This window comes from Cytobacillus oceanisediminis (genome assembly GCF_004366035.1).
GTDB classification, from domain to species: Bacteria; Bacillota; Bacilli; order Bacillales; family Cytobacillaceae; genus Cytobacillus; species Cytobacillus oceanisediminis_C.
Genome location: NZ_SOEE01000004.1, coordinates 69,090 through 88,185 on the forward strand (window position 1 = coordinate 69,090; position 19,096 = coordinate 88,185).

20 protein-coding genes are annotated in these 19,096 nt (G+C 39.6%); 14 read left to right on the forward strand and 6 right to left on the reverse strand.

What is annotated here, in order from left to right:
- Positions 1 to 54 precede the first annotated feature (54 nt).
- Positions 55 to 834 (reverse strand): C39 family peptidase, encoded by a 780-nt coding sequence (locus DFO72_RS11150; RefSeq protein ID WP_113881770.1) that lies wholly within the window; start codon positions 832 to 834, stop codon positions 55 to 57.
- A 180-nt stretch (positions 835 to 1,014) separates the two neighbouring features.
- Here DFO72_RS11150 and DFO72_RS11155 point away from each other — a divergent pair, with 180 nt between their 5' ends.
- The 3 genes from DFO72_RS11155 to DFO72_RS11165 all read left to right on the forward strand — a co-directional run bounded on the left by DFO72_RS11155 (position 1,015) and on the right by DFO72_RS11165 (position 3,513).
- Entirely contained in the window at positions 1,015 to 2,232 is a 1,218-nt protein-coding gene (locus tag DFO72_RS11155) for an EAL domain-containing protein (RefSeq protein WP_113881771.1), read from the forward strand.
- A gap of 78 nt (positions 2,233 to 2,310) precedes the next feature.
- Positions 2,311 to 2,550, forward strand: coding sequence for a hypothetical protein (locus DFO72_RS11160; RefSeq protein WP_113881772.1), 240 nt, complete (start codon positions 2,311 to 2,313; stop codon positions 2,548 to 2,550).
- A gap of 255 nt (positions 2,551 to 2,805) precedes the next feature.
- Positions 2,806 to 3,513, forward strand: coding sequence for a DUF3993 domain-containing protein (locus DFO72_RS11165; RefSeq protein ID WP_113881773.1), 708 nt, complete (start codon positions 2,806 to 2,808; stop codon positions 3,511 to 3,513).
- 85 nt (positions 3,514 to 3,598) lie between these two features.
- Here DFO72_RS11165 and DFO72_RS11170 read toward each other — a convergent pair whose 3' ends face one another.
- Together DFO72_RS11170 and DFO72_RS11175 are read right to left on the reverse strand one after the other, a co-directional pair.
- The gene (locus DFO72_RS11170; protein WP_113881774.1) at positions 3,599 to 3,841 is read right to left on the reverse strand and encodes a glutaredoxin family protein; all 243 of its coding nucleotides are present in this window, start codon (positions 3,839 to 3,841) and stop codon (positions 3,599 to 3,601) included.
- A 60-nt stretch (positions 3,842 to 3,901) separates the two neighbouring features.
- Positions 3,902 to 4,852 (reverse strand): MBL fold metallo-hydrolase, encoded by a 951-nt coding sequence (locus DFO72_RS11175; protein WP_113881775.1) that lies wholly within the window; start codon positions 4,850 to 4,852, stop codon positions 3,902 to 3,904.
- Positions 4,853 to 5,036: 184 nt separating this feature from the next.
- On the opposite strand from DFO72_RS11175, the gene DFO72_RS11180 reads away from it, so the two are divergent.
- The 8 genes from DFO72_RS11180 (at position 5,037) to DFO72_RS11205 (ending at position 10,982) form a co-directional block, all read left to right on the forward strand.
- Positions 5,037 to 5,273 carry a YkuJ family protein gene (locus DFO72_RS11180; RefSeq protein WP_019381663.1) on the forward strand — a complete coding sequence of 79 codons (237 nt, stop codon included), beginning with the start codon at positions 5,037 to 5,039 and terminating at the stop codon, positions 5,271 to 5,273.
- Positions 5,274 to 5,377: 104 nt separating this feature from the next.
- Positions 5,378 to 5,527 carry a hypothetical protein gene (locus DFO72_RS29455; RefSeq protein WP_019381664.1) on the forward strand — a complete coding sequence of 50 codons (150 nt, stop codon included), beginning with the start codon at positions 5,378 to 5,380 and terminating at the stop codon, positions 5,525 to 5,527.
- A 51-nt stretch (positions 5,528 to 5,578) separates the two neighbouring features.
- Positions 5,579 to 5,722, forward strand: a complete 144-nt coding sequence (locus DFO72_RS29460; protein WP_166672470.1) for a hypothetical protein — start codon at positions 5,579 to 5,581, stop codon at positions 5,720 to 5,722.
- Between the two features lie 71 nt (positions 5,723 to 5,793).
- Positions 5,794 to 6,240, forward strand: coding sequence for a cyclic-di-AMP-binding protein CbpB (gene cbpB, locus DFO72_RS11185; RefSeq protein WP_009330996.1), 447 nt, complete (start codon positions 5,794 to 5,796; stop codon positions 6,238 to 6,240).
- 145 nt (positions 6,241 to 6,385) lie between these two features.
- Positions 6,386 to 7,885 (forward strand): MDR family MFS transporter, encoded by a 1,500-nt coding sequence (locus tag DFO72_RS11190; RefSeq protein WP_113882139.1) that lies wholly within the window; start codon positions 6,386 to 6,388, stop codon positions 7,883 to 7,885.
- Between the two features lie 150 nt (positions 7,886 to 8,035).
- A complete protein-coding gene (locus DFO72_RS11195) occupies positions 8,036 to 8,920 on the forward strand; it encodes a LysR family transcriptional regulator (RefSeq protein WP_113881776.1) in 885 nt (294 codons plus the stop codon).
- Between the two features lie 104 nt (positions 8,921 to 9,024).
- Positions 9,025 to 9,735 carry a 2,3,4,5-tetrahydropyridine-2,6-dicarboxylate N-acetyltransferase gene (dapD, locus tag DFO72_RS11200; RefSeq protein ID WP_113881777.1) on the forward strand — a complete coding sequence of 237 codons (711 nt, stop codon included), beginning with the start codon at positions 9,025 to 9,027 and terminating at the stop codon, positions 9,733 to 9,735.
- Between the two features lie 122 nt (positions 9,736 to 9,857).
- Positions 9,858 to 10,982 carry an N-acetyldiaminopimelate deacetylase gene (locus tag DFO72_RS11205; RefSeq protein ID WP_113881778.1) on the forward strand — a complete coding sequence of 375 codons (1,125 nt, stop codon included), beginning with the start codon at positions 9,858 to 9,860 and terminating at the stop codon, positions 10,980 to 10,982.
- A 106-nt stretch (positions 10,983 to 11,088) separates the two neighbouring features.
- Here DFO72_RS11205 and DFO72_RS11210 read toward each other — a convergent pair whose 3' ends face one another.
- Positions 11,089 to 11,949: a mechanosensitive ion channel family protein gene (locus DFO72_RS11210; RefSeq protein WP_113881779.1), complete on the reverse strand. Its 861-nt coding sequence runs from the start codon at positions 11,947 to 11,949 to the stop codon at positions 11,089 to 11,091.
- A 340-nt stretch (positions 11,950 to 12,289) separates the two neighbouring features.
- On the opposite strand from DFO72_RS11210, the gene DFO72_RS11215 reads away from it, so the two are divergent.
- From DFO72_RS11215 to DFO72_RS11225, 3 genes are all read left to right on the forward strand, one after another.
- Positions 12,290 to 14,044, forward strand: a complete 1,755-nt coding sequence (locus tag DFO72_RS11215) for an ABC transporter ATP-binding protein (protein WP_113881780.1) — start codon at positions 12,290 to 12,292, stop codon at positions 14,042 to 14,044.
- An 11-nt stretch (positions 14,045 to 14,055) separates the two neighbouring features.
- Entirely contained in the window at positions 14,056 to 15,879 is a 1,824-nt protein-coding gene (locus DFO72_RS11220) for an ABC transporter ATP-binding protein (protein ID WP_113881781.1), read from the forward strand.
- A 127-nt stretch (positions 15,880 to 16,006) separates the two neighbouring features.
- Positions 16,007 to 16,666, forward strand: a complete 660-nt coding sequence (locus DFO72_RS11225; RefSeq protein ID WP_113881782.1) for a potassium channel family protein — start codon at positions 16,007 to 16,009, stop codon at positions 16,664 to 16,666.
- Positions 16,667 to 16,751: 85 nt separating this feature from the next.
- On the opposite strand, the gene rnjA is transcribed toward DFO72_RS11225, so the two are convergent.
- Together rnjA and DFO72_RS11235 are read right to left on the reverse strand one after the other, a co-directional pair.
- On the reverse strand, positions 16,752 to 18,419 hold the full coding sequence (gene rnjA, locus DFO72_RS11230; RefSeq protein ID WP_113881783.1) for a ribonuclease J1: 1,668 nt from the start codon (positions 18,417 to 18,419) through the stop codon (positions 16,752 to 16,754).
- A gap of 3 nt (positions 18,420 to 18,422) precedes the next feature.
- Complete coding sequence (locus tag DFO72_RS11235; RefSeq protein WP_113881784.1) at positions 18,423 to 18,635, reverse strand: DNA-dependent RNA polymerase subunit epsilon; 213 nt, start codon at positions 18,633 to 18,635, stop codon at positions 18,423 to 18,425.
- Positions 18,636 to 19,096: the final 461 nt, after the last annotated feature.

The following is a 19,096-nucleotide window of genomic DNA, read 5'->3' on the forward strand; positions in this document are numbered from 1 at the left end:
CCATTTTGATGTTTATAAATACCGGCTGAATTATTTTCAGCCGGTTGACATTATCTATTGGTAACTTACTGCCCTGGATTGCAATGCTTTCCAAGAGGAGATGAATCGTTCTTTAGAAACCTTCACCTGTTTTTTCCCTGAGAGGGGATCGTTTAGAATAACAAACTGTTCATCATAGCCTACTAATACGACTGCATGAAGATCTAATGGGGTTTTAATGGTTTTGCCGGAGTGAGTCCAGGACTCCCAGCGATCAGGAAGCCTATAATCTCCTGTTGTCCAGACCACAGCAGGATATCCTTTGGACACATGCATAAGAACCGTTTCAAAATGTTGGCCGGATAAATTAACGGCTCTTCCGGGAAGATATTTATTCACTAATTCTTCAATTGGTTTATCAAAAACAGCGTAGCCTGCACTTGTTCCGGTCATATCTCCTACAAATCCTTCTGCTGGATTACCCCATTTCAAAATATCACCTTTTGAACGTATCAGCGGATCATTATCTTTCTTTACTGCATTATACAAATCCATTTTTCCCACTTGCACACCTGCATGCCGCAGGACCATTGTCAGGCTGGTTACTTCGCACCCATACTTCAATTCGGGGTTTTGTCTGATTAGTGGAACATCAATAATGACAGATTCCTTTTTCACAGCCGAAAGAGTTTTCGTAGACTGGGCTGTTACATTCTGCTGTACCTTTGCCTTGACTGATATTAGTGCATCCAGCTCTTTTGATGCTATGTCAGATTTTTGGAAAGAACTGGCTGGTTCTGAATGGCCGCAGCCAAGCAAAGGAATAAGAAGGGATATAAATAGGAAATTCCTCATGAAATACCCTCTTTCTTAGATGTCCTGCTATTAGCTTGTGAGAGAAGGCGCGGCAATATGATGCAAAGCTTTTGCCAAACAATGAGGTTTTATCAAAAAGTGGAATCTATATTTTGAATAGTAAAAGTTTTAAGCGAATATGGTATAATAACTCATTAATATACATAGGGAGGCTAGGACATGGATGCATTGGATATCCTTACAGATTTGGATAATGTATTTCCTTATTTCCAGCCAATATTCAGTGCGGATGAGCATCGTGTCATTGGTTATGAGGTTTTAGGCCGATATAGAGGATCTGATGGAGTTGCCAGTAGTCTGGGGCCGTTCTTCCAGGATGAGAATATTCCTGAAGAATACCGGATTGAAGTAGATTATGAAGTATTAAAAAAGGCTTTGGATAAGGCCCGGGACCTGGATAAAGATATTTTGCTTTTCGTCAACAGGGATGCTGACTTGCTCATGTATAATGACGGGGAACAATTTTTAAATACCCTGCACGAATATGAAAAACAAGGAATAAGTCTTGACCGGATTGTACTGGAAATTACAGAACGGAATTATAAGGGCGATATTGACCATCTGGACCATCTATTGAATTATTACAGGACATATGGAATCAAATTAGCAATAGATAAACTAGGCAATGAAAGCAGTCATCTGGACAGGATCGGGCAATTGGCTCCCGACATTTTAAAGGTGGATCTGGAGTCCATGAAATCAAATGCTTCTGCCTATAATTTTAATGATATCCTCTATTCTTTATCCATGCTTGCCAGGAAAATAGGAGCGAGCATGCTTTTTGAAAATATTGAAATGGTTTATCAGCTTCAGTTTGCCTGGAAAAATGGAGGCCGTTATTATCAAGGTTATTATTTGCAAAAACCGGCTGAAAATTTCACTGATAGAGATATTTTAAAGGAAAAATTACGAAGTGAATGCCATCGGTTTATTGTGCATGAAAAGAAAAAATTGGAGTCCTTGTATCAGGTTACACTGGAGTTCAATGAAAAGATGATTGATTTTGCCAATAAAAATAAAAAGGTTTTTGTATATGAAGAAACTTTGGAGCAGATTACGGTTCTTCTGGATGGTGCAGCTTTTCGCCTGTATATTTGCGATGAAGATGGATTCCAGAAATCTGCGAATTATTTCAAACGGGATGGGGAATGGATAACCCAGGAAGAATATCTTCACAAAAACTGGAGCTGGCGACCATACTTTCTTGAAAATATCATGAAAATGCGAATAAATAAAAAAGGTATCCTCTCTGATTTGTATACCGATATTGAGACAGGCGAAACAATCAGGACATTTTCCTTCCCGCTTAATACCAATGATTACTTATTTGTGGATCTATCGTACGAATTTTTATACAACCATGATGGGTTATTATAAGCATAAAAATTAAAAAGTATAAACAATCTTAATTTGAGGAAATGTAAGTGTAGAACTTTCCTTGAGGAGAGATTAGACATGAGCATGTACACATTGATCATATTAGTTATCGGTTTGGGGATACTCGGTTACGCCCTGGCTTACACCCTGTTTGCTGCAAAGGAGCGAAAGGCTGTAAAAGGTGATATTGATGCAGAACTGCCTGATAATGTTCAAAAGCATGCATATATCAGAAACCCAATCTTTCTCACATATGCGATTTGCTTTGGAATTCTTCTTGTTATGATCACTTATTTTGCACTTACATGGAATTGGTAAAGACCCTCATAGGCAGGGTCTTTTTTTATTTAAATAGGTACATGCTGCTGATTAACAATATTTACATCTTCATTTATATACACTTTTCCGCTTATTGCGTTAATTCTTTGTCAATACGGGTAGATTCATAACAAGAAACGAATTTTTATGTCAAAACATAAGAGAATTTCGGGTACGAAAACCGGCAACAGCAGATTTATTTGCTGGTAAAATTGATGGTATAGAATAGTGAACGATTAAGAAAGGGAGAGTGGAATGTACAAGCACTTAACAGGAATTATTATCACAATTGCAGTCATGGCAGCAGCGATTCCTTCCCATACAAATGCCGAGAGCCTTAACAATAAACAAGAGGTATACAAATTCCTGCAAAATGCATTTTATTCACAGGTTTCGCTGAGCGAGGAAGAGCGAAGCATGAAGGAAGTCGATGAATTGCTTGACCCATATTTTTCAGAAAAACCTAAAGCTGAATTTCTGAATGAAAACCTTGTTTCAGAGAATGGCAAGTACTTTACCCTTGGATCTGATGCTGCTGCATATTACATTCCCTTCTTTACGTATTCAGGTAATACAGAAGTAGTTAAAGAAGGAAGTAAAATTTATGTGTATGAATACTTTCCGGATAATCAAGACGGCCCTGTCGCATATGAAGGTCACTATGAGGGACTTTTGCTTGCGGAACAAGAAGGGGGATTTAAAATCACCAAATTCCTGGGTGAAAATATACCCGAGAAAATTTTAAAGAAAGCCGAGAGTAATGAAGAAGCAGCAACACAAAGCTCATTTAAAACACCTGAAAATCCAATTTGGATTAACAAACCGTCGTATCAATTCGGATTCCTGCTAAATCCATTCGACGCTTTGTTTCGTTCAGGAAGTATGCTTTTAACAGATAATAAACAAGGTATAATTGCTTTATTTGAACATCAGGAATTAAACGGGCAACTGGCATCCAATTAGATGATAGGAGCTTAAAAGCTTAGCTTTTAAGCTCCTATTTTAATTATTGCAGCCTGACAGGCAGGAGATCCCTGCAATGGAAGTTTCACTTTTTGCCATCATCTAATGCAGATTGCAGTCTTTCAAGGTCAAAACCCCTAATGACAGTATCTCCGATGACAATTGTAGGAGTGGAAAAAGAATTATATTTCCTGGTCAGCTCTTTGTGGGCTGCTGTATCTTTTTTAATATCTTTTATCGTATAAAAATATCCTTTTTCATTCAAAAACATCTTCGTAATCTCACAGGGCGGACAATCCGGCTGTGTGTATAAAACAATTTCTTTCAAAGTGCTTCCCCCCTGAGTTTTTTGTTATTCCATCATAATGCAGGATCTTAAAGTAAGCAATTAGTTTGTTTTTTGCAGATAATCGATCAATCCCATAGAGCACACGGTGATATCCACAGAGAGGATCTTATATACAGGGTGGTCAGATGGGATGCCTCTGCCATTTAGATAGACTTTGATTTTTTCTTCAAGCATGTCTTGCGCTGCCTGTGTCTGCTGATCTAAAGAACCGCCTTCAGATACGGCAATTCTGCCTGCATGCAGGAAAATCTTAAGCCAATCCTTAATTTGCCTGTAGACCTCTTTGGGGTTTGAACTCATGCCATAATGGCCAAAGAAAATAAAATCAATATCCATTTTTTCGTACATGGCAATGGATTCGAGCATTTTGTCTGGATCGAATTGGTTTGGTGAAGTTGACGGCAGATACATTTCAATTCCATTTTCTTTTAATTGAGGATAAGATACACCAGCAGTGTCTCCTGTGAACATTCCATTTAAACCAGGATGAAAGATACTGAAGTGGTGATTAGCGTGTCCGGGTGAATGATAAAATTTCAGGGTGCAATTTGGTCCTATTTTAAGCTCTTCTTTATGTTCTTTTGTGATAATTTTATCCTCTTGAACAGGCAAAATAGGATTAAATAGTCCATCAAATTTATCACCATAAACAGCTTTTGCACCAGCAATTAAGCGGGAAGGATCTGCCAAGTGCCTGCCGCCTTTCGGGTGGACAATAACCTTTGCATTCGGACAGTGGGTTAGTAAAAGGCCTGTGCCACCTGCATGGTCAAGATGAATATGGGTAACGATGATATACTCAACTTCCTCGGGTGTAATGTGAAGCTGGCTTAGTCCTTCCAGTATGTAGGGAATTGAAGGACTTGCGGAAGTTTCGATCAAAGTCAGCTTTTCTTCTGTTAAGACATATGTACCGGTACGTTTTTCCAATGAAAGATCAAAATCGTCAATTAAATATAGATTTTCCGCCAATTTTTCAGGTTTTGCCAAAAAAAATCACATCCTTTATTAAGCTTTTGCTTGTACAAACACCTGACAATATTTTATTCTGTTAATATTGGTATGTAAAGCTTCGAGCTTGAATATTCTGAATTTATTTCTTTAGGATAGAAACATGCCAAAAGAGAAACCTAAATGTAGAATTATGGGTTTTGTTTTGGAAAGGAGAGAGAGCATGTCACAGCTTCAAGGTATATTAACACGCTTAAAAAGCTTACAGGAACAAGCAACAGGCGGAGAGCCAATGCAAAGATTTTTTGAGGTGAATGGTGAAAGGAAATGCCAGGTCACTTTTCATCCGAAAAATGAAACATTTGAACTGGAAGTATATTACGATAAAGAAAAGCCAAAAAGATATCAATTCGACAATATTGATATGATTACAATCGAAATTTTCGATTTGATCCAATAATTCACCACATACATAAGGGGCCTTTTGGGCCTCTTTTCTTATTAAAAATAGCTTGAAGAGAAAGCGTGCTATAATATGAAATATCAATCTCCCAGAGGTGTGAAATGTATTATCTGCTCATGATTTTGCTGTTTTTTACAGTTCTTCTTTTGCTTGCAGATTTAATTAATACAAAAAAAGAAGTAATCCGGATCAGGAAAACTCTTGAAGAAATGAAAGAAATTTTAAAAGATAATAAGGACTCGAAAAAATAGGCATTGAGAACAATAAGTAATAAAGGACCTTTTGATTTGAGGTGAAGCAGAATGATGCCAAGTGTAACATGTCCAAGATGCATGGCTGAAAAAAACATTGATGCCGTTTTAACCGCACAGTCCAATCAAAATGTTATTTTTCGCTGCCCTGACTGCGGCTATGAAGTAAAAGACATTCAAACGAGTAAAGGTTAATAGGGGCAAAATACCGGAGACTATGATAAAATGGTTAAGAAGTATAACTAATTTTTGAGGAGTTTTCGGCGATGATCAGTCTCCATAGCGAGGAATTTTTAGAATTTAACATTAGTGATTTCATGATTCCTTCTGAACGGGTAGCACATGTACAGGTTGGAAATAACTTGGAGCATGCCCTCTTAGTGCTAACAAAAAGCGGGTATACAGCAATACCTGTACTAGACCCGCAATATAAGCTGCAGGGTTTAATCAGCACACCCATAATCATGGATTCCATTCTCGGGCTAGAGCGGATCGAATTTGAGCAGCTGGAGCAAAAAAGGGTTGAAGAGGCTATGAACAGAAATATCCCGCGGCTTGATGCCGAGTCTTCTATACAGCAATCGATCGAACTATTAGTTGACCATCCCTTCATATGTATAGAAAACAAGGAAGGCTACTTTGAGGGGATACTGACTCGCAGAACAGTTTTGGATCAATTAAATAAACACATCAGACGATTAAATAAGCGATAAACATCACTCAGCTCCCAGCAGTGGGAGCTTGCTTTATTTTCAATGATGAGAGTACCGGTGGATTTATTGCCGTCATTTTCAGGCGTTATTCATGTTTTTATTCATTTTGGAGGGGAAATGCTTGAGTCAGACTTTACATAAAAAAATGCCGGAAGGAAAAAGAAAAGTTACGAAAAAGCCTTTTGTGCTTGCTTCAGTTATGCTTGCCATGTTTATGGGTGCTATAGAGGCAACCATTGTTTCAACTGCGATGCCTGCCATTGTTGGGGATTTAGGCGGATTTGCTTTATATAGCTGGGTGTTTTCAGCTTATTTGTTAATGAATGCTGTGACTGTTTTGATTTACGGCAAGCTCTCAGACTTATTTGGGCGGAAGCCTGTTTTAACATTCGGGATTATCATATTTTTAATTGGTTCTATTTTATGCGGTTTTGCTGAATCAATGACAGCACTGATCATTTTCCGATTAATCCAAGGGGTTGGTGCTGGAGCAGTCATGCCGATAGCAACCACCATTGTCGGGGATATCTATACAAAAGAGGAAAGGGCACAGGTTCAGGGTTATCTATCAAGCGTATGGGGAATTTCAGCCATCATGGGTCCTGCAATAGGGGGGCTTCTTGTTGAATTCGTCAGCTGGCGATATGTTTTTTGGGTTAACATTCCGCTTGGCATCATGGCTATAGCAGGCTTATGGCTCTTCCTTCATGAGAATGTGGAAAGAAAAAAGCATCAGATCGATTATGCAGGGGCTGTGCTATTAACGGTTTCCATTTCATCTCTGATGTTTGTGCTCGTTGAGGGAGGAACAAATTGGGCTTGGAATTCCATTGAAGCAATCAGCCTTTTAGCGGTTAGTGTAATTGCCTTTATTTTATTTATCCTGCAGGAACAAAAAGCAGCAGAGCCAATGATGCCTTTTAATATTTGGAAGGAAAAACCGATTTTAATTGCTAATTTAGCTTCACTGACAACTGGTGTGATGCTGATAGGGATTTCCAGTTTTCTGCCGGCATTTGTCCAGGGTGTAATGGAAAGGTCACCAATTGTCGCCGGCTTTACACTTACGACGATGTCGATAGGTTGGCCAATAGCTTCTGCAGCTGCAGGCAAGCTTCTTCTGAAAATTGGTTTTAGAAGCACCTCTGTAATAGGGGGAGTATTTTTAATTGCAGGGAGCATTTTATTCGTCACACTCACTCCTGAAGCGGGACCTGTATGGGCGGCGGCTGGAAGCTTTTTAGTCGGGGCTGGAATGGGATTAACGAGCACTGCTTTTATTGTTTCCATTCAGAGTACAGTGGAATGGAAGCAAAGGGGAATTGCCACTGCTGCCAATATGTTTATGAGAAATCTTGGCAACACTATAGGAGCAGCCTTGCTGGGCGGCATTCTGAACAGCCAGATAAAATCATATATACAGAATAATGGTCAAGGCATAGATTCAAGCCTATCTTTAGATTCAGCAAATGTACTTTTAAATGAAGAGGCGAGAAACAGCCTGAATACGGGAGTGAAGGAAATCCTGCAAAATGGTCTCACCATTTCACTTCATTCAGTGTACTATGCAGTCCTATTATTTGCTGTTATAAGCTTCTTATTGGTAATTGCTCTGCCAAAGCATGAAAAGGAAGTTGCCGATTAAACGGCCAGAGATCTCTGCATCTACCATGCAGAGATCTTTATTTTCTTAAAGAGCTGTAAGCATTTCAGGTGCTGTGACCATTTTAATGATAATGAAACTCTAATTCAATTAAGATATACTATAAGAAAAACTTATGAAGGGAAGATGTTTATGTCTTCACTTACGGAATTTCACCTTTTATCAGTGCTGGCACAGGAAATGAATATGCGAAAAGCGGCAGAACGTTTATTTGTTTCGCAGCCGGCACTTTCACAGCGTCTCGTTAATATTGAAAAGGAATGGGGCAGCAAACTATTCCTCCGCTCACAAAAGGGTTTGTCACTGACGCCCGCTGGAGAAATTGTATTACAATTCATTAATGAAGTTCTTGCGAAGGAAGAAAAGGTCAGGGAGTCTATTACAGCCTTGAATTCAGAGGTCCATGGCACCTTAAAAATAGCAGTTGCTTCAATCGTAGGGCAGAATTGGCTGCCTCAAGTTCTTAAGAAGTTTGTTAGCCGCTATCCCCAGGCAAAAATTTCTCTGATCACCGGCTGGAGCAGTGAAATTTTAAAATCGCTCTATGATGATCAGGTTCATATTGGAATTATTAGAGGAACTCCTGACTGGAAGGGGATTAAAATCCCTTTATTTAAGGACAGTCTTTATCTAGTGGATACAGAGATTACAAGGCCGGAGCAGGTCCTGGAAACAGACAGGCCCTTTATTCAGTTTAAGAGTGATTCCAACTATTATCAGGAAATTCAGGACTGGTGGCTAAGGCAGTTCAAAACCTCTCCAAAACGGACAATAGTAGTTGATCAAATTGAGACGTGCAAGCAAATGACTTTCAATGGAATAGGGTATGCTATTCTTCCGGCCATTACGCTGAATGGTGCGGAAAAAAATATTTTTAAAATCCCGCTGCTGGATGAAAATAATTTGCCGATTAAGCGTGATACATGGCTGCTGGGATATGAATCCGCCTTTCAGCTCAAGCAAGTTCAGGCATTTGTTGAGTTGATTAAGGAACATATTGAAGAAGAAGGAAAATGATATCACCCATGACTTCTATTTTCATTTATTTTTCTTGTTTTCAGCGCTTTTGTTTGTTAAAGTAATGCTAGTTGCAATGTTATACATAGAGGAGGATTTTTAATATGAAAATGATGGATGCCAATGAGATTATTTCATTTATCCAGAACAGCACAAAATCAACACCTGTAAAGGTTTATATTAAAGGTGAATTAGAAGGAATCGACTTCGGTGCTTCAGCAAAGGCCTTTATAAATGGCAGCACCGGTGTGGTATTTGGTGAATGGCCTGAACTTAGCCAGGCAATTGAAGCAAACCAGTCAAAAATTGAAGATTATGTTATTGAGAATGACCGCAGAAACTCAGCGATTCCATTGCTTGATATGAAAAATATTAAAGCCCGCATTGAACCGGGTGCGATCATCCGTGACCAGGTTGAAATCGGTGATAACGCTGTAATCATGATGGGTGCATCCATTAATATTGGTTCAGTGATCGGTGAAGGTACAATGATTGACATGAATGTTGTTCTTGGCGGAAGAGCTACAGTCGGCAAGAATTGCCATATTGGAGCAGGAACAGTATTGGCTGGAGTTATTGAGCCTCCTTCAGCAAAACCTGTTGTTGTAGAAGATGATGTAGTAATCGGAGCCAATGCAGTGGTTCTGGAAGGTGTAACGGTTGGTAAGGGAGCAGTAGTTGCGGCAGGTGCGATTGTCATTGATGATGTGCCTCCTTATACTGTGGTGGCAGGAACACCAGCTCGTGTAATTAAAGAAATTGATGAAAAGACTAAGTCTAAAACAGAAATTAAGCAGGAACTTCGCCAATTATAAGAGTTTGAAAAGCGTGGATTGCGATCCGCGCTTTTTCTAAAGGTGAAAACCTTTTGGTTACGCAAGACTGCTGTAGAGTGAATGAAATATAAGGGGCATTTTTAAGAAGGGGGAATAAAGTTTTGGTCACAAACAATCCATTCGTTGCATTACGGCGGGAGCTGCATAAAATACCGGAGTTAGGGTTCCGTGAATTTAAAACACAGCAGTTTCTATTAGATTACCTGTATTCTCTCCCTCAGGACAGCATGGAAATTAAAACTTGGAAAACCGGTATTTTTGTGAAAATCAGCGGCAGGAATTCGACCAGGATGATTGGGTACCGTGCTGATATAGACGGTCTCCCAATCATTGAGGAAACAGGCCTGCCGTTCAAATCCGAGCATAGTGAACAGATGCATGCCTGCGGACATGATTTTCATATGTCGATTGCACTTGGCCTAATAACAAAATTCATTGAAGAACGCATTAACGATGATTTACTGTTTATATTTCAGCCAGCTGAAGAAGGGCCTGGTGGAGCAGAACCTATGCTTAAATCTGACATAATGAAGGAATGGAAGCCGGATATGATATTGGCCCTCCATGTTGCTCCAGAATATCCCGTTGGAACAATTGCATTGAGAGAGGGATTGCTGTTTGCAAATACCTCGGAACTTTTCATAGATTTAAAAGGAAAAGGGGGACATGCGGCATATCCGCATAATACCAATGATATGGTTGTGGCAGCATGTACTTTGGTCAGCCAGCTTCAGTCCATCATTTCAAGGAACATTGATCCCTTGGACAGCGCGGTCGTAACTATTGGAAAAATAACAGGTGGCACCGTTCAAAACATCATAGCTGAAAAAGCAAGGCTTGAAGGTACCATCCGAACGTTATCCCCTGAATCAATGAAAAAAGTAAAAAGCAGGATTCAGGCGCTAGTAAAAGGAATTGAAGTTGGGTATGAATGTGAAGCTTCAATCGACTATGGCAGCATGTATCATCAGGTCTACAATGAGGCAACCTTAACAAAGGAATTCATGGAGTTTGTACGCTCCAACACAGACATTAACGTTGTTGAATGCCGGGAAGCCATGACGGGTGAGGACTTCGGATATATGCTTGAAGAAATTCCAGGCTTCATGTTTTGGCTTGGAGTCGATTCAGAATACGGACTTCATCATGCCAGGCTGAATCCAAATGAAGCGGCAATAGAGAAAGCGATTGAATTGATTGCATCATATTTAAGGTATAAAGGATAAGTCAAATCAGTTTGCAATAAGTATTTACTAAAAAATGAAAAATTTTAAAAAGCTGATTTCTCAGCACCTGTTTAGGTTCTGCGAAATCAGCTTTTTGCTTACGGTTTTATCCGGCAGCACTTTCTGATCCTGCCTGTTTTTGAATGAGTACCTGATGAGGGAATGGGATTTCGATTCCGTTAGCTTCCAGGGCTTCCTTCAGTGCTTTTCTCAGCTGCCGTTCGACAGCCCACTGTTCCATGTTTTCTGTCTTGGCAATAATTCTTAATACAACATCCGATGAGCCTAATGTTTGTACGCCAATGACATTAGGTCCTTCAACAATCGCCTGGTTTACTTCGGCGATTTTGTCGCAGGTTTCCTGAAGTACTGTGATAGCTTCATCAATATTGTCATCATAGGAGATTCCTATATCAACCAGTGCGCGCATATTGCCGCGGGAATGATTGCTCAGACTGGTAATTTCCCGGTTGGGGATATAATGCAATGTTCCGTCAAAACCGCGGATTTGTGTAGTTTTTAATCCGATTTGCTCCACTATTCCTGAGTAGCTTCCGGTTGTAACATAATCCCCGACATCAATTTGCCTTTCCAGCAATATAAAAAATCCTGTTACTACATCGCTGACAAGGCCTTGAGCTCCAAAGCCGACCGCTAATCCGATTACCCCGGCACCGGCAAGAATGGCAGTTGCTTTTATACCGAAAATCTGAAGAATCGTAACAGCAAAAATAAAAATAAGTACGTAAGAGAAAATGTTTTTAGCAAGACTTTGCAGTGTCTTCGATCTTCCCGGAGATATTCTTTCCTTCCTCCCGATTCCCTCAAAACTTTTATGTATGATTTTATTTCCCGCAGACTTAACGATTAAAAATGCAAAATAGATAGCTGCCAGCTTTAATAGAATAAGTCCGGCATCTATCAGCAGGGCTTCCCAATTTATTTGCGATAAATTTAGATTTTCCATTCTAACGCTTCCTTTCAGTATGATTAAAGTCATCATTTTATCGCAACAGCACTTTATATGCAAACGGTTAGCTTTCTCTCATGCGGACAGCTCTATATAATGGCCTCGATGTGAATAATCAAATTACTGATATGCAGGTTTTTAGATCGAAAGCCTTTTTAGCGATTTTGAAGGGCATTAATAAAGATTAGGAGTTTGAATAGACACATTATAAAGATAGGCTTCAAAAAAAGTGGAAAAATCAAACAAAAAGGGGTGGAAAAATACTTCGAAACTCGATATATTTAATATTACGTTCTAACTTTTCTAATTTTTCCGCAAATTAAAAGGGGGCATGCAGATGGAAACATTTAAAAAGTTAAAGCAATATTACTTGCCATTTAAACATTACTTTCTCTGGTCCATATTCTTTCTGTTTATTGTGACAGCGATTACGGTTGTGTATCCGATGATCCTTCAGCTGACAATTGATGAGGTTGTCATTGGGGGAAATTATGGGTGGATACCCTATTTGGCTTTAGGCTTCATTGCCATAATGGGTGTAAAAGGGGCAGCGACTTATATCCATCAGTACACTGGTGATTTGTTTGGGATCACATCGGTCTATAAACTTAGAAATGTACTTTATGAAAAGCTGCAGTTCTTGCCGTTTCGATATTATGACAATGCAAAAACAGGCGATTTAATGTCTCGGCTTACTGCTGATGTTGAGGGGTTCCGTTTTTTTCTTTCATTCGGATTTTCTGAACTCATTCGTTTTGTTTTACTGATCTTTATCAGTGTTTCGGTCATGTTTTATTATTCAATCCCACTGGCGATTGTCACCCTTATTACGCTGCCTTTTCTTGCGGTAGTTACCTTTAAATTTGATAAAGCTGTGCATCCGGCATTCCGGAGCATCCGTAAATCATTCGGCCGACTGAATACAAAAGTTCAGGAGAATATAAGCGGAATTAATACAGTGAAGTCATTATCACGGGAAGATTTTGAGATTAATAAATTCAATGACTCTAACAGTGACTATAAAGATAAATATCTCTTTACATCGGATATTTGGGCTAAGTATTTTCCTTTAATGGAATTTTTAGGAAATTTAAGTGTTGTATTGCTTCTGGCTTACGGAGGTTATCTTGTTATGGCTGGCAGTCTGAGGCCAGGGGAACTTGTCGCTTTTTACAGCCTTGTCTGGTATATTATGTGGCCTATTATGAACCTTGGATTCATCGTTAATCTCTTTTCTCAGTCTAAAGCTTCCGGAGAGCGGCTCATTGAGATCCTTGAGGCAGATAATGAGATTGAGGATATAGAATCATGTGTTAAGGCAGAACGTTTGCTGGGTGAGGTGGAATTTCGCGATGTTACGCTGAAATATACCAAGGATGATAATGACGCTTTATCCAATATCTCTTTCCACGCTGAGCCAGGAAAGGTAATTGGGTTAATAGGCTCGACGGGATCAGGAAAAACGAGCTTAACACAGCTTATGACAAGATTTTATGAGCCAGTTGAAGGTCATGTGATTATTGATGGGGTAAAAGTGCAGGAATACTCTCTTCAATCTCTCAGAAGAAACATTGGCTTTGTTCTCCAGGAATCCTTTTTGTTTTCTTCTTCGATTAAAGCAAATATTGCATTCGGAAAGCCTGAATCCACTATGGAGGAAATCGTTGAAGCTGCCAAACGTGCACAGGCACATGAATTTATCATGGAGCTTACTGATAAATATGATACCGTTCTTGGCGAAAGGGGCATGGGGCTTTCAGGCGGACAGAAGCAAAGGATTGCGATAGCAAGGGCCATCTGTGCAGATCCGAGCATTTTAGTATTGGATGATGCAACAAGTGCTGTGGATATGGAAACAGAATTCAGAATACAAAAAGCTTTGAAAGAAGTGATGGCTGATCGAACTACCTTTATCATTGCCCACCGGATTTCTTCCCTGAAGCATGCTGATGAAATACTTGTACTAGAGAACGGGAGAGTGGCAGAACGGGGGACACATAAAAAGCTTCTTAGAAATAATGGCCCATATCAGCGGATTTACGATATTCAATATCAGGACCGCGACAAGGTTCTCCAATCAAATGCAGGCTAGGAGGTGCCTCCTTGAAAAAAAGTAAAACTAAAAATGACAATGTGTTAAATAGATTTCAATACTCTTCAGACGAAGTTATTGAGAAGCCATTTAACTGGAAGCAGATGCTGCGCTTATTCAGTTATATGGAGCCATACAGAAAAAATTTACTTCCGCTATCTATTATAATGGTATTAATAAATACAGCAGTCAGGCTTATAATTCCCATCTTAATAGGTGTGTATACCTTAGATAAAGCATTGATTGAAAAGGACAGCGGGCTCCTTGCCATTCTGGTTTTAGTGATTGCAGTACTCTACACCATTTCATATGCTGCAAACTATTACAGGATTAAATGGATGAATAAACTTGGCCAAAGTGTCATTTATGATCTTCGGAAACATTTATTTACACACGTACAGACCCTTTCACATCGTTTTTTTGATCAGCGTTCGGCAGGATCCATACTTGTAAGGATTATGAATGACATAAATTCGCTTCAGGAGCTGTTTACCAATGGAGTCATAAATCTGCTGATGGATCTGATTATGCTGGCAGGGATTTTTATTATTTTATTTACTCTAAGTCCAGAACTGACTTTGGCTATCATGGTCATTTTGCCTATCATGTTTTTTATCTCCACAAGTTTGCGCAGAAATATCCGCAGATCGTGGCAAACGGTCCGGTTAAAACAATCCAAATTGAATTCTCACTTAAATGAAAGCATTCAGGGGATAAGGATTACCCAGTCTTTTACACAGGAAAAAGAGAATATGGCATTCTTTGATGGTGTGAATACTGAGAACTTTGAAAGCTGGAGAAATGCATCTCAGAAAAATGCTATGTTCAGGCCGCTGGTTGAATTGACCAATGCTCTGGGCACAGCTGTACTGATTTGGTTTGGGGCACATCTGATTCAGGACGGGTCAATCTCGATCGGTGTATTTGTTTCTTTCGCCTTTTATTTAGGAATGTTCTGGGAGCCTATTTCTCGGCTTGGGATGGTTTATAACCAGCTTCTCATGGGAATGGCTTCCTCTGAAAGAATCTTTGAATTCCTTGATGAGAAACCAATCGTATCAGAAAGCAACGATGCATTTCATTTGCAGGAGATAAAAGGGAAAATTGAATTTGAGAATGTCACATTTTCTTATGATGAAAAAAGAACTGCCTTAAATGGGGTTTGCCTTGAGATAAAAGCAGGGCAAACCGCGGCTCTTGTGGGGCATACAGGATCGGGTAAAACGACGATAGCCAATTTAATCAGCCGCTTTTATGATCCTTCAGGAGGTACTGTAAAAATAGATGGCTGCGACCTTAAGGATGTATCCCTATCAAGTTTGCGCAAGCAAATCAGTGTGGTGCTGCAGGACACTTTCATATTTTCTGGAACAATCTATGATAACATCCGTTTTGGCAGACCTGATGCAACTGATGAAGAAGTAGTGGAAGCAGCCAAAGCTGTCGGTGCACATGGATTTATTGCAAAACTTACCAAGGGATACGAGACCGAAGTGGAGGAAAGAGGAAATATATTATCGGTGGGTGAGAGGCAACTCCTCTCCTTTGCCCGTGCTTTGCTTGCAGACCCCCGTATTCTTATACTTGATGAAGCTACTGCCAGTATTGACACTGAGACAGAGGTCAAAATCCAGCAGGCTTTAAAAACACTTTTAAAGGGCAGAACGGCCATTATTATTGCCCATAGGCTATCCACAATCCGTGAATCCGATCAAATCTTTGTGCTGGATCATGGAAATGTTTTAGAACAAGGAAATCATGAAGAATTAATGAATGCAAAAGGTGAATATTATCATTTGGTAAAAGCACAATTCAATATGCTTGATGCAATGTGAATGAACAAAATAAAACCTCCGCTCGGAGGTTTTATTTTGTCAGGAAGGAAAATCTAATAGCTATACTTCTGTCTGTGCTAATATGGTATTATTGTCTATATTGCTAACTATGCTGGGGGAAGATAGGATGAAGAAAGAATTTGCTGTTATCGGACTTGGACGTTTTGGAGGAAGCATCTGCCATGCTCTGGCTGAAGAAGGCATGGAAGTAATGGCAATTGATGTAAATGAAGACCGGGTGAACGAATTTGCTAGAATCGCTTCACACGCAGTGGTTGGCGATACCACGGATGAATCCGTTATCAAGAGTTTGGGAATACGCAATTTTGACCATGTTATCGTGGCAATTGGCGATAATATTCAGGCCTCCATCCTGACCACATTAATTTTAAAAGAGGTAGGGGTTAAAAAGATTACCGTTAAAGCTCAAAATGATTATCATGCAAAGGTATTGAGGAAAATAGGGGCAGATCATGTTGTTCATCCTGAAAGGGATATGGGCAGAAGAATTGCACATAGTATCGTTTCTAATAACGTTCTGGATTATCTGGAACTATCGGATGAGCATAGCATAGTAGAAATTGTAGCTAATGAAAAACTTGCTGGCCATAGCATTATTGATCTTGATATCCGTGCAAAGTATGGAATCAACATTGTTGCAATAAAAAGAAAAAATGAAATTATCGTATCTCCGCAGGCAAATGAAAAAATACAATTTGACGACATCCTTATTGTTATTGGAGCAGACGTAGACATCAACCGTTTTGAAAAGAAAGTGATGTCTTAATTTGAAAAAGGCTGAATCTCTCAAGTGAGAGATTCAGCCTTTTTTATACAAAATATAATAGATCTACTCGCGTCCATTAAGGCTTTTAAACTTCCATAATAATCGGTAAAATCATTGGACGGCGCTTTGTTTTTTCATAAAGGAAGGGTGCAAGTGTGTCAGTGATTTCATTCTTAATTTCTGACCATTGAGTTGTTCTGCGTTCCATAACCTTGCTTAAGTGTTTTGTAATAAGTGCCTGTGCATCATTGATTAAATCTCCGGATTCCCTCATGTAGACGAATCCGCGGGATATTAAGTCAGGGCCAGCGGCAATTTTGAAATCCTTCATATTGATGCTCACTACGACAACCACTAAACCTTCTTCAGAAAGAATGCGGCGGTCACGTAAAACGATATTTCCGATATCACCGATTCCGCTTCCATCAATATAAACAGAACCAGACGGTATTTTACCTGCAACTTGAGCAGAATCATCGCTGAGGGCAAGGACTTCACCATTATCCATGATGAAGCAATTCTCTTCATCCACTCCACAATCCACAGCTAATTTGGCATGCATTTTCTGCATTCTGTATTCACCATGAATCGGCATGAAGAATTTCGGCTTAATTAAACGAAGCATTAGCTTTTGTTCTTCCTGGCCGCCATGACCGGATGTATGAATATCGCTTAATTTTCCATAAATGACTTCTGCACCTGCACGGGAAAGTCTGTCAATAGTTCTGCTGACACTAATTGTGTTCCCGGGAATGGGAGAGGAAGAGAATACAACAGTGTCGCCAGGAATGATTTGGATCTGGCGATGCGTTCCGTTAGCAATTCTTGATAGGGCTGCCATTGGCTCTCCCTGGCTTCCTGTACATAGGATCGTCACCTGGTTGGCTGGAAGTCTATTAATTTGATGCGCATCAATAAAGGTGTCCTTTGGTGCCTGAATATAACCCAATTCCTGTCCGATATTTATAGCTGCTTCCATGCTTCTTCCAAAAACAGCAATTTTTCTGCCATTCGCGACAGCCGCTTCAGTCACCTGCTGAAGACGGTGAATATTAGAAGCGAAAGTGGCAAAGATAACCCGTCCTTCAACTTTGCGGAAGATATCATGAATACTATCGCCAACTCGGCGTTCAGACATGGTGAATTCAGGTATTTCACTGTTTGTGCTGTCAGAAAGCAGGCAAAGGACGCCTTCCTTTCCAATCTCAGCCATTTTTGTCAGGTTGGCCGGCTCTCCCACAGGAGTGAAGTCGAATTTGAAGTCCCCAGTGTGAACAACCTGTCCAGGCGGCGTTTTAACAACAATGCCATATGAATCAGGGATACTGTGAGTCGTCCGGAAAAAAGTCACGGAAGTTTTCCTGAACTTAATGATATCGTCTTCCTTAATTTCATGAAGAGTGGTTTGTCTCAATAGTCCGTGTTCTTCAAGTTTATTTCTCAGAAGGCCAAGGGCCAGCTTTCCGCCGTAGACCGGGATGTTAACTTCTCTTAGGAGATATGGAATTCCGCCGATATGGTCTTCATGCCCATGAGTGATAAATAATCCCTTAATCTTATCTTCGTTTTTCACTAAGTAAGTGTAATCAGGAATAACATAATCGATTCCAAGAAGCTCGTCCTCAGGGAATTTAATTCCAGCATCAATCAGGATAATTTCATCCTGGAATTGCACAGCGTAAGTATTTTTTCCAATTTCACCCAGTCCGCCCAGGGCAAAAACGGCTGTTTGATCATTTTTAACAAATTTCATAAATTACTCAATCTCCAATACTTTAAAGTCTTCATTTTGTTTTTCATATTCCAGGAATTCTCCTTGGACAGAAGTTACAAATTCAATATTATAGTTGCGGTCAGCCAGCTTTTTGCGTACGTCTCTTTCAGAATCGCCTTCCACAAAAATGGTTTTTGTTTTTTCTCTAACCGGTACCTCTGTCTTAGAATCCTGATAATATACCTTGAAAATCATTTCTATCTCTCCTTAATCCGATAAAAAACTTTTATCTAATATATAAAATAATAACATGTATTACATGTTTTTTCCTGCCGGATCTTAATAATAAATTTCTTCTCAGTGCTAATATGCTCCCGAATCTATGTAAAAAAGTATACTGATAACCAATTTACAATAAGGAAGGAGCCCTTCGCAAGTTTGAAGGGCTCAAATTTGTCAGGCAATTGATTTTTTTCGAAGCATTTCATTCCACTGTTTTAAAAGCTTCTTTCTCAGCTTCTTTAACATAGTGGATCAACTCCTTACTTTCTATTTTAAACGATCCTTGTCCAAAGTAAAGGCAGCAAGGACGTTTTAAACAGATTTTTGTAAATAATGAGGTCTCTTTTAATAACTATCTAGCGCAAGCAGCCTGCCTCGTTGTCGGGGGCAGGGCAGGCGCATCTGCTTTTCTTATTTATATTATATGGTAAAAT

Bases quoted from the DNA above. Each gene is read 5' to 3' on its own strand.
- DFO72_RS11150 (WP_113881770.1), bottom strand. From the start codon at position 834: ATGAGGAATTTCCTATTTATATCCCTTCTTATTCCTTTGCTTGGCTGC.
- DFO72_RS11155 (WP_113881771.1), top strand. From the start codon at position 1,015: ATGGATGCATTGGATATCCTTACAGATTTGGATAATGTATTTCCTTAT.
- DFO72_RS11160 (WP_113881772.1), top strand. From the start codon at position 2,311: ATGAGCATGTACACATTGATCATATTAGTTATCGGTTTGGGGATACTC.
- DFO72_RS11165 (WP_113881773.1), top strand. From the start codon at position 2,806: ATGTACAAGCACTTAACAGGAATTATTATCACAATTGCAGTCATGGCA.
- DFO72_RS11180 (WP_019381663.1), top strand. From the start codon at position 5,037: ATGTCACAGCTTCAAGGTATATTAACACGCTTAAAAAGCTTACAGGAA.
- DFO72_RS29455 (WP_019381664.1), top strand. From the start codon at position 5,378: ATGTATTATCTGCTCATGATTTTGCTGTTTTTTACAGTTCTTCTTTTG.
- DFO72_RS29460 (WP_166672470.1), top strand. From the start codon at position 5,579: ATGATGCCAAGTGTAACATGTCCAAGATGCATGGCTGAAAAAAACATT.
- cbpB (WP_009330996.1), top strand. From the start codon at position 5,794: ATGATCAGTCTCCATAGCGAGGAATTTTTAGAATTTAACATTAGTGAT.
- DFO72_RS11190 (WP_113882139.1), top strand. From the start codon at position 6,386: ATGCCGGAAGGAAAAAGAAAAGTTACGAAAAAGCCTTTTGTGCTTGCT.
- DFO72_RS11195 (WP_113881776.1), top strand. From the start codon at position 8,036: ATGTCTTCACTTACGGAATTTCACCTTTTATCAGTGCTGGCACAGGAA.
- dapD (WP_113881777.1), top strand. From the start codon at position 9,025: ATGAAAATGATGGATGCCAATGAGATTATTTCATTTATCCAGAACAGC.
- DFO72_RS11210 (WP_113881779.1), bottom strand. From the start codon at position 11,949: ATGGAAAATCTAAATTTATCGCAAATAAATTGGGAAGCCCTGCTGATA.
- DFO72_RS11215 (WP_113881780.1), top strand. From the start codon at position 12,290: ATGGAAACATTTAAAAAGTTAAAGCAATATTACTTGCCATTTAAACAT.
- DFO72_RS11225 (WP_113881782.1), top strand. From the start codon at position 16,007: ATGAAGAAAGAATTTGCTGTTATCGGACTTGGACGTTTTGGAGGAAGC.
- rnjA (WP_113881783.1), bottom strand. From the start codon at position 18,419: ATGAAATTTGTTAAAAATGATCAAACAGCCGTTTTTGCCCTGGGCGGA.
- DFO72_RS11235 (WP_113881784.1), bottom strand. From the start codon at position 18,635: ATGATTTTCAAGGTATATTATCAGGATTCTAAGACAGAGGTACCGGTT.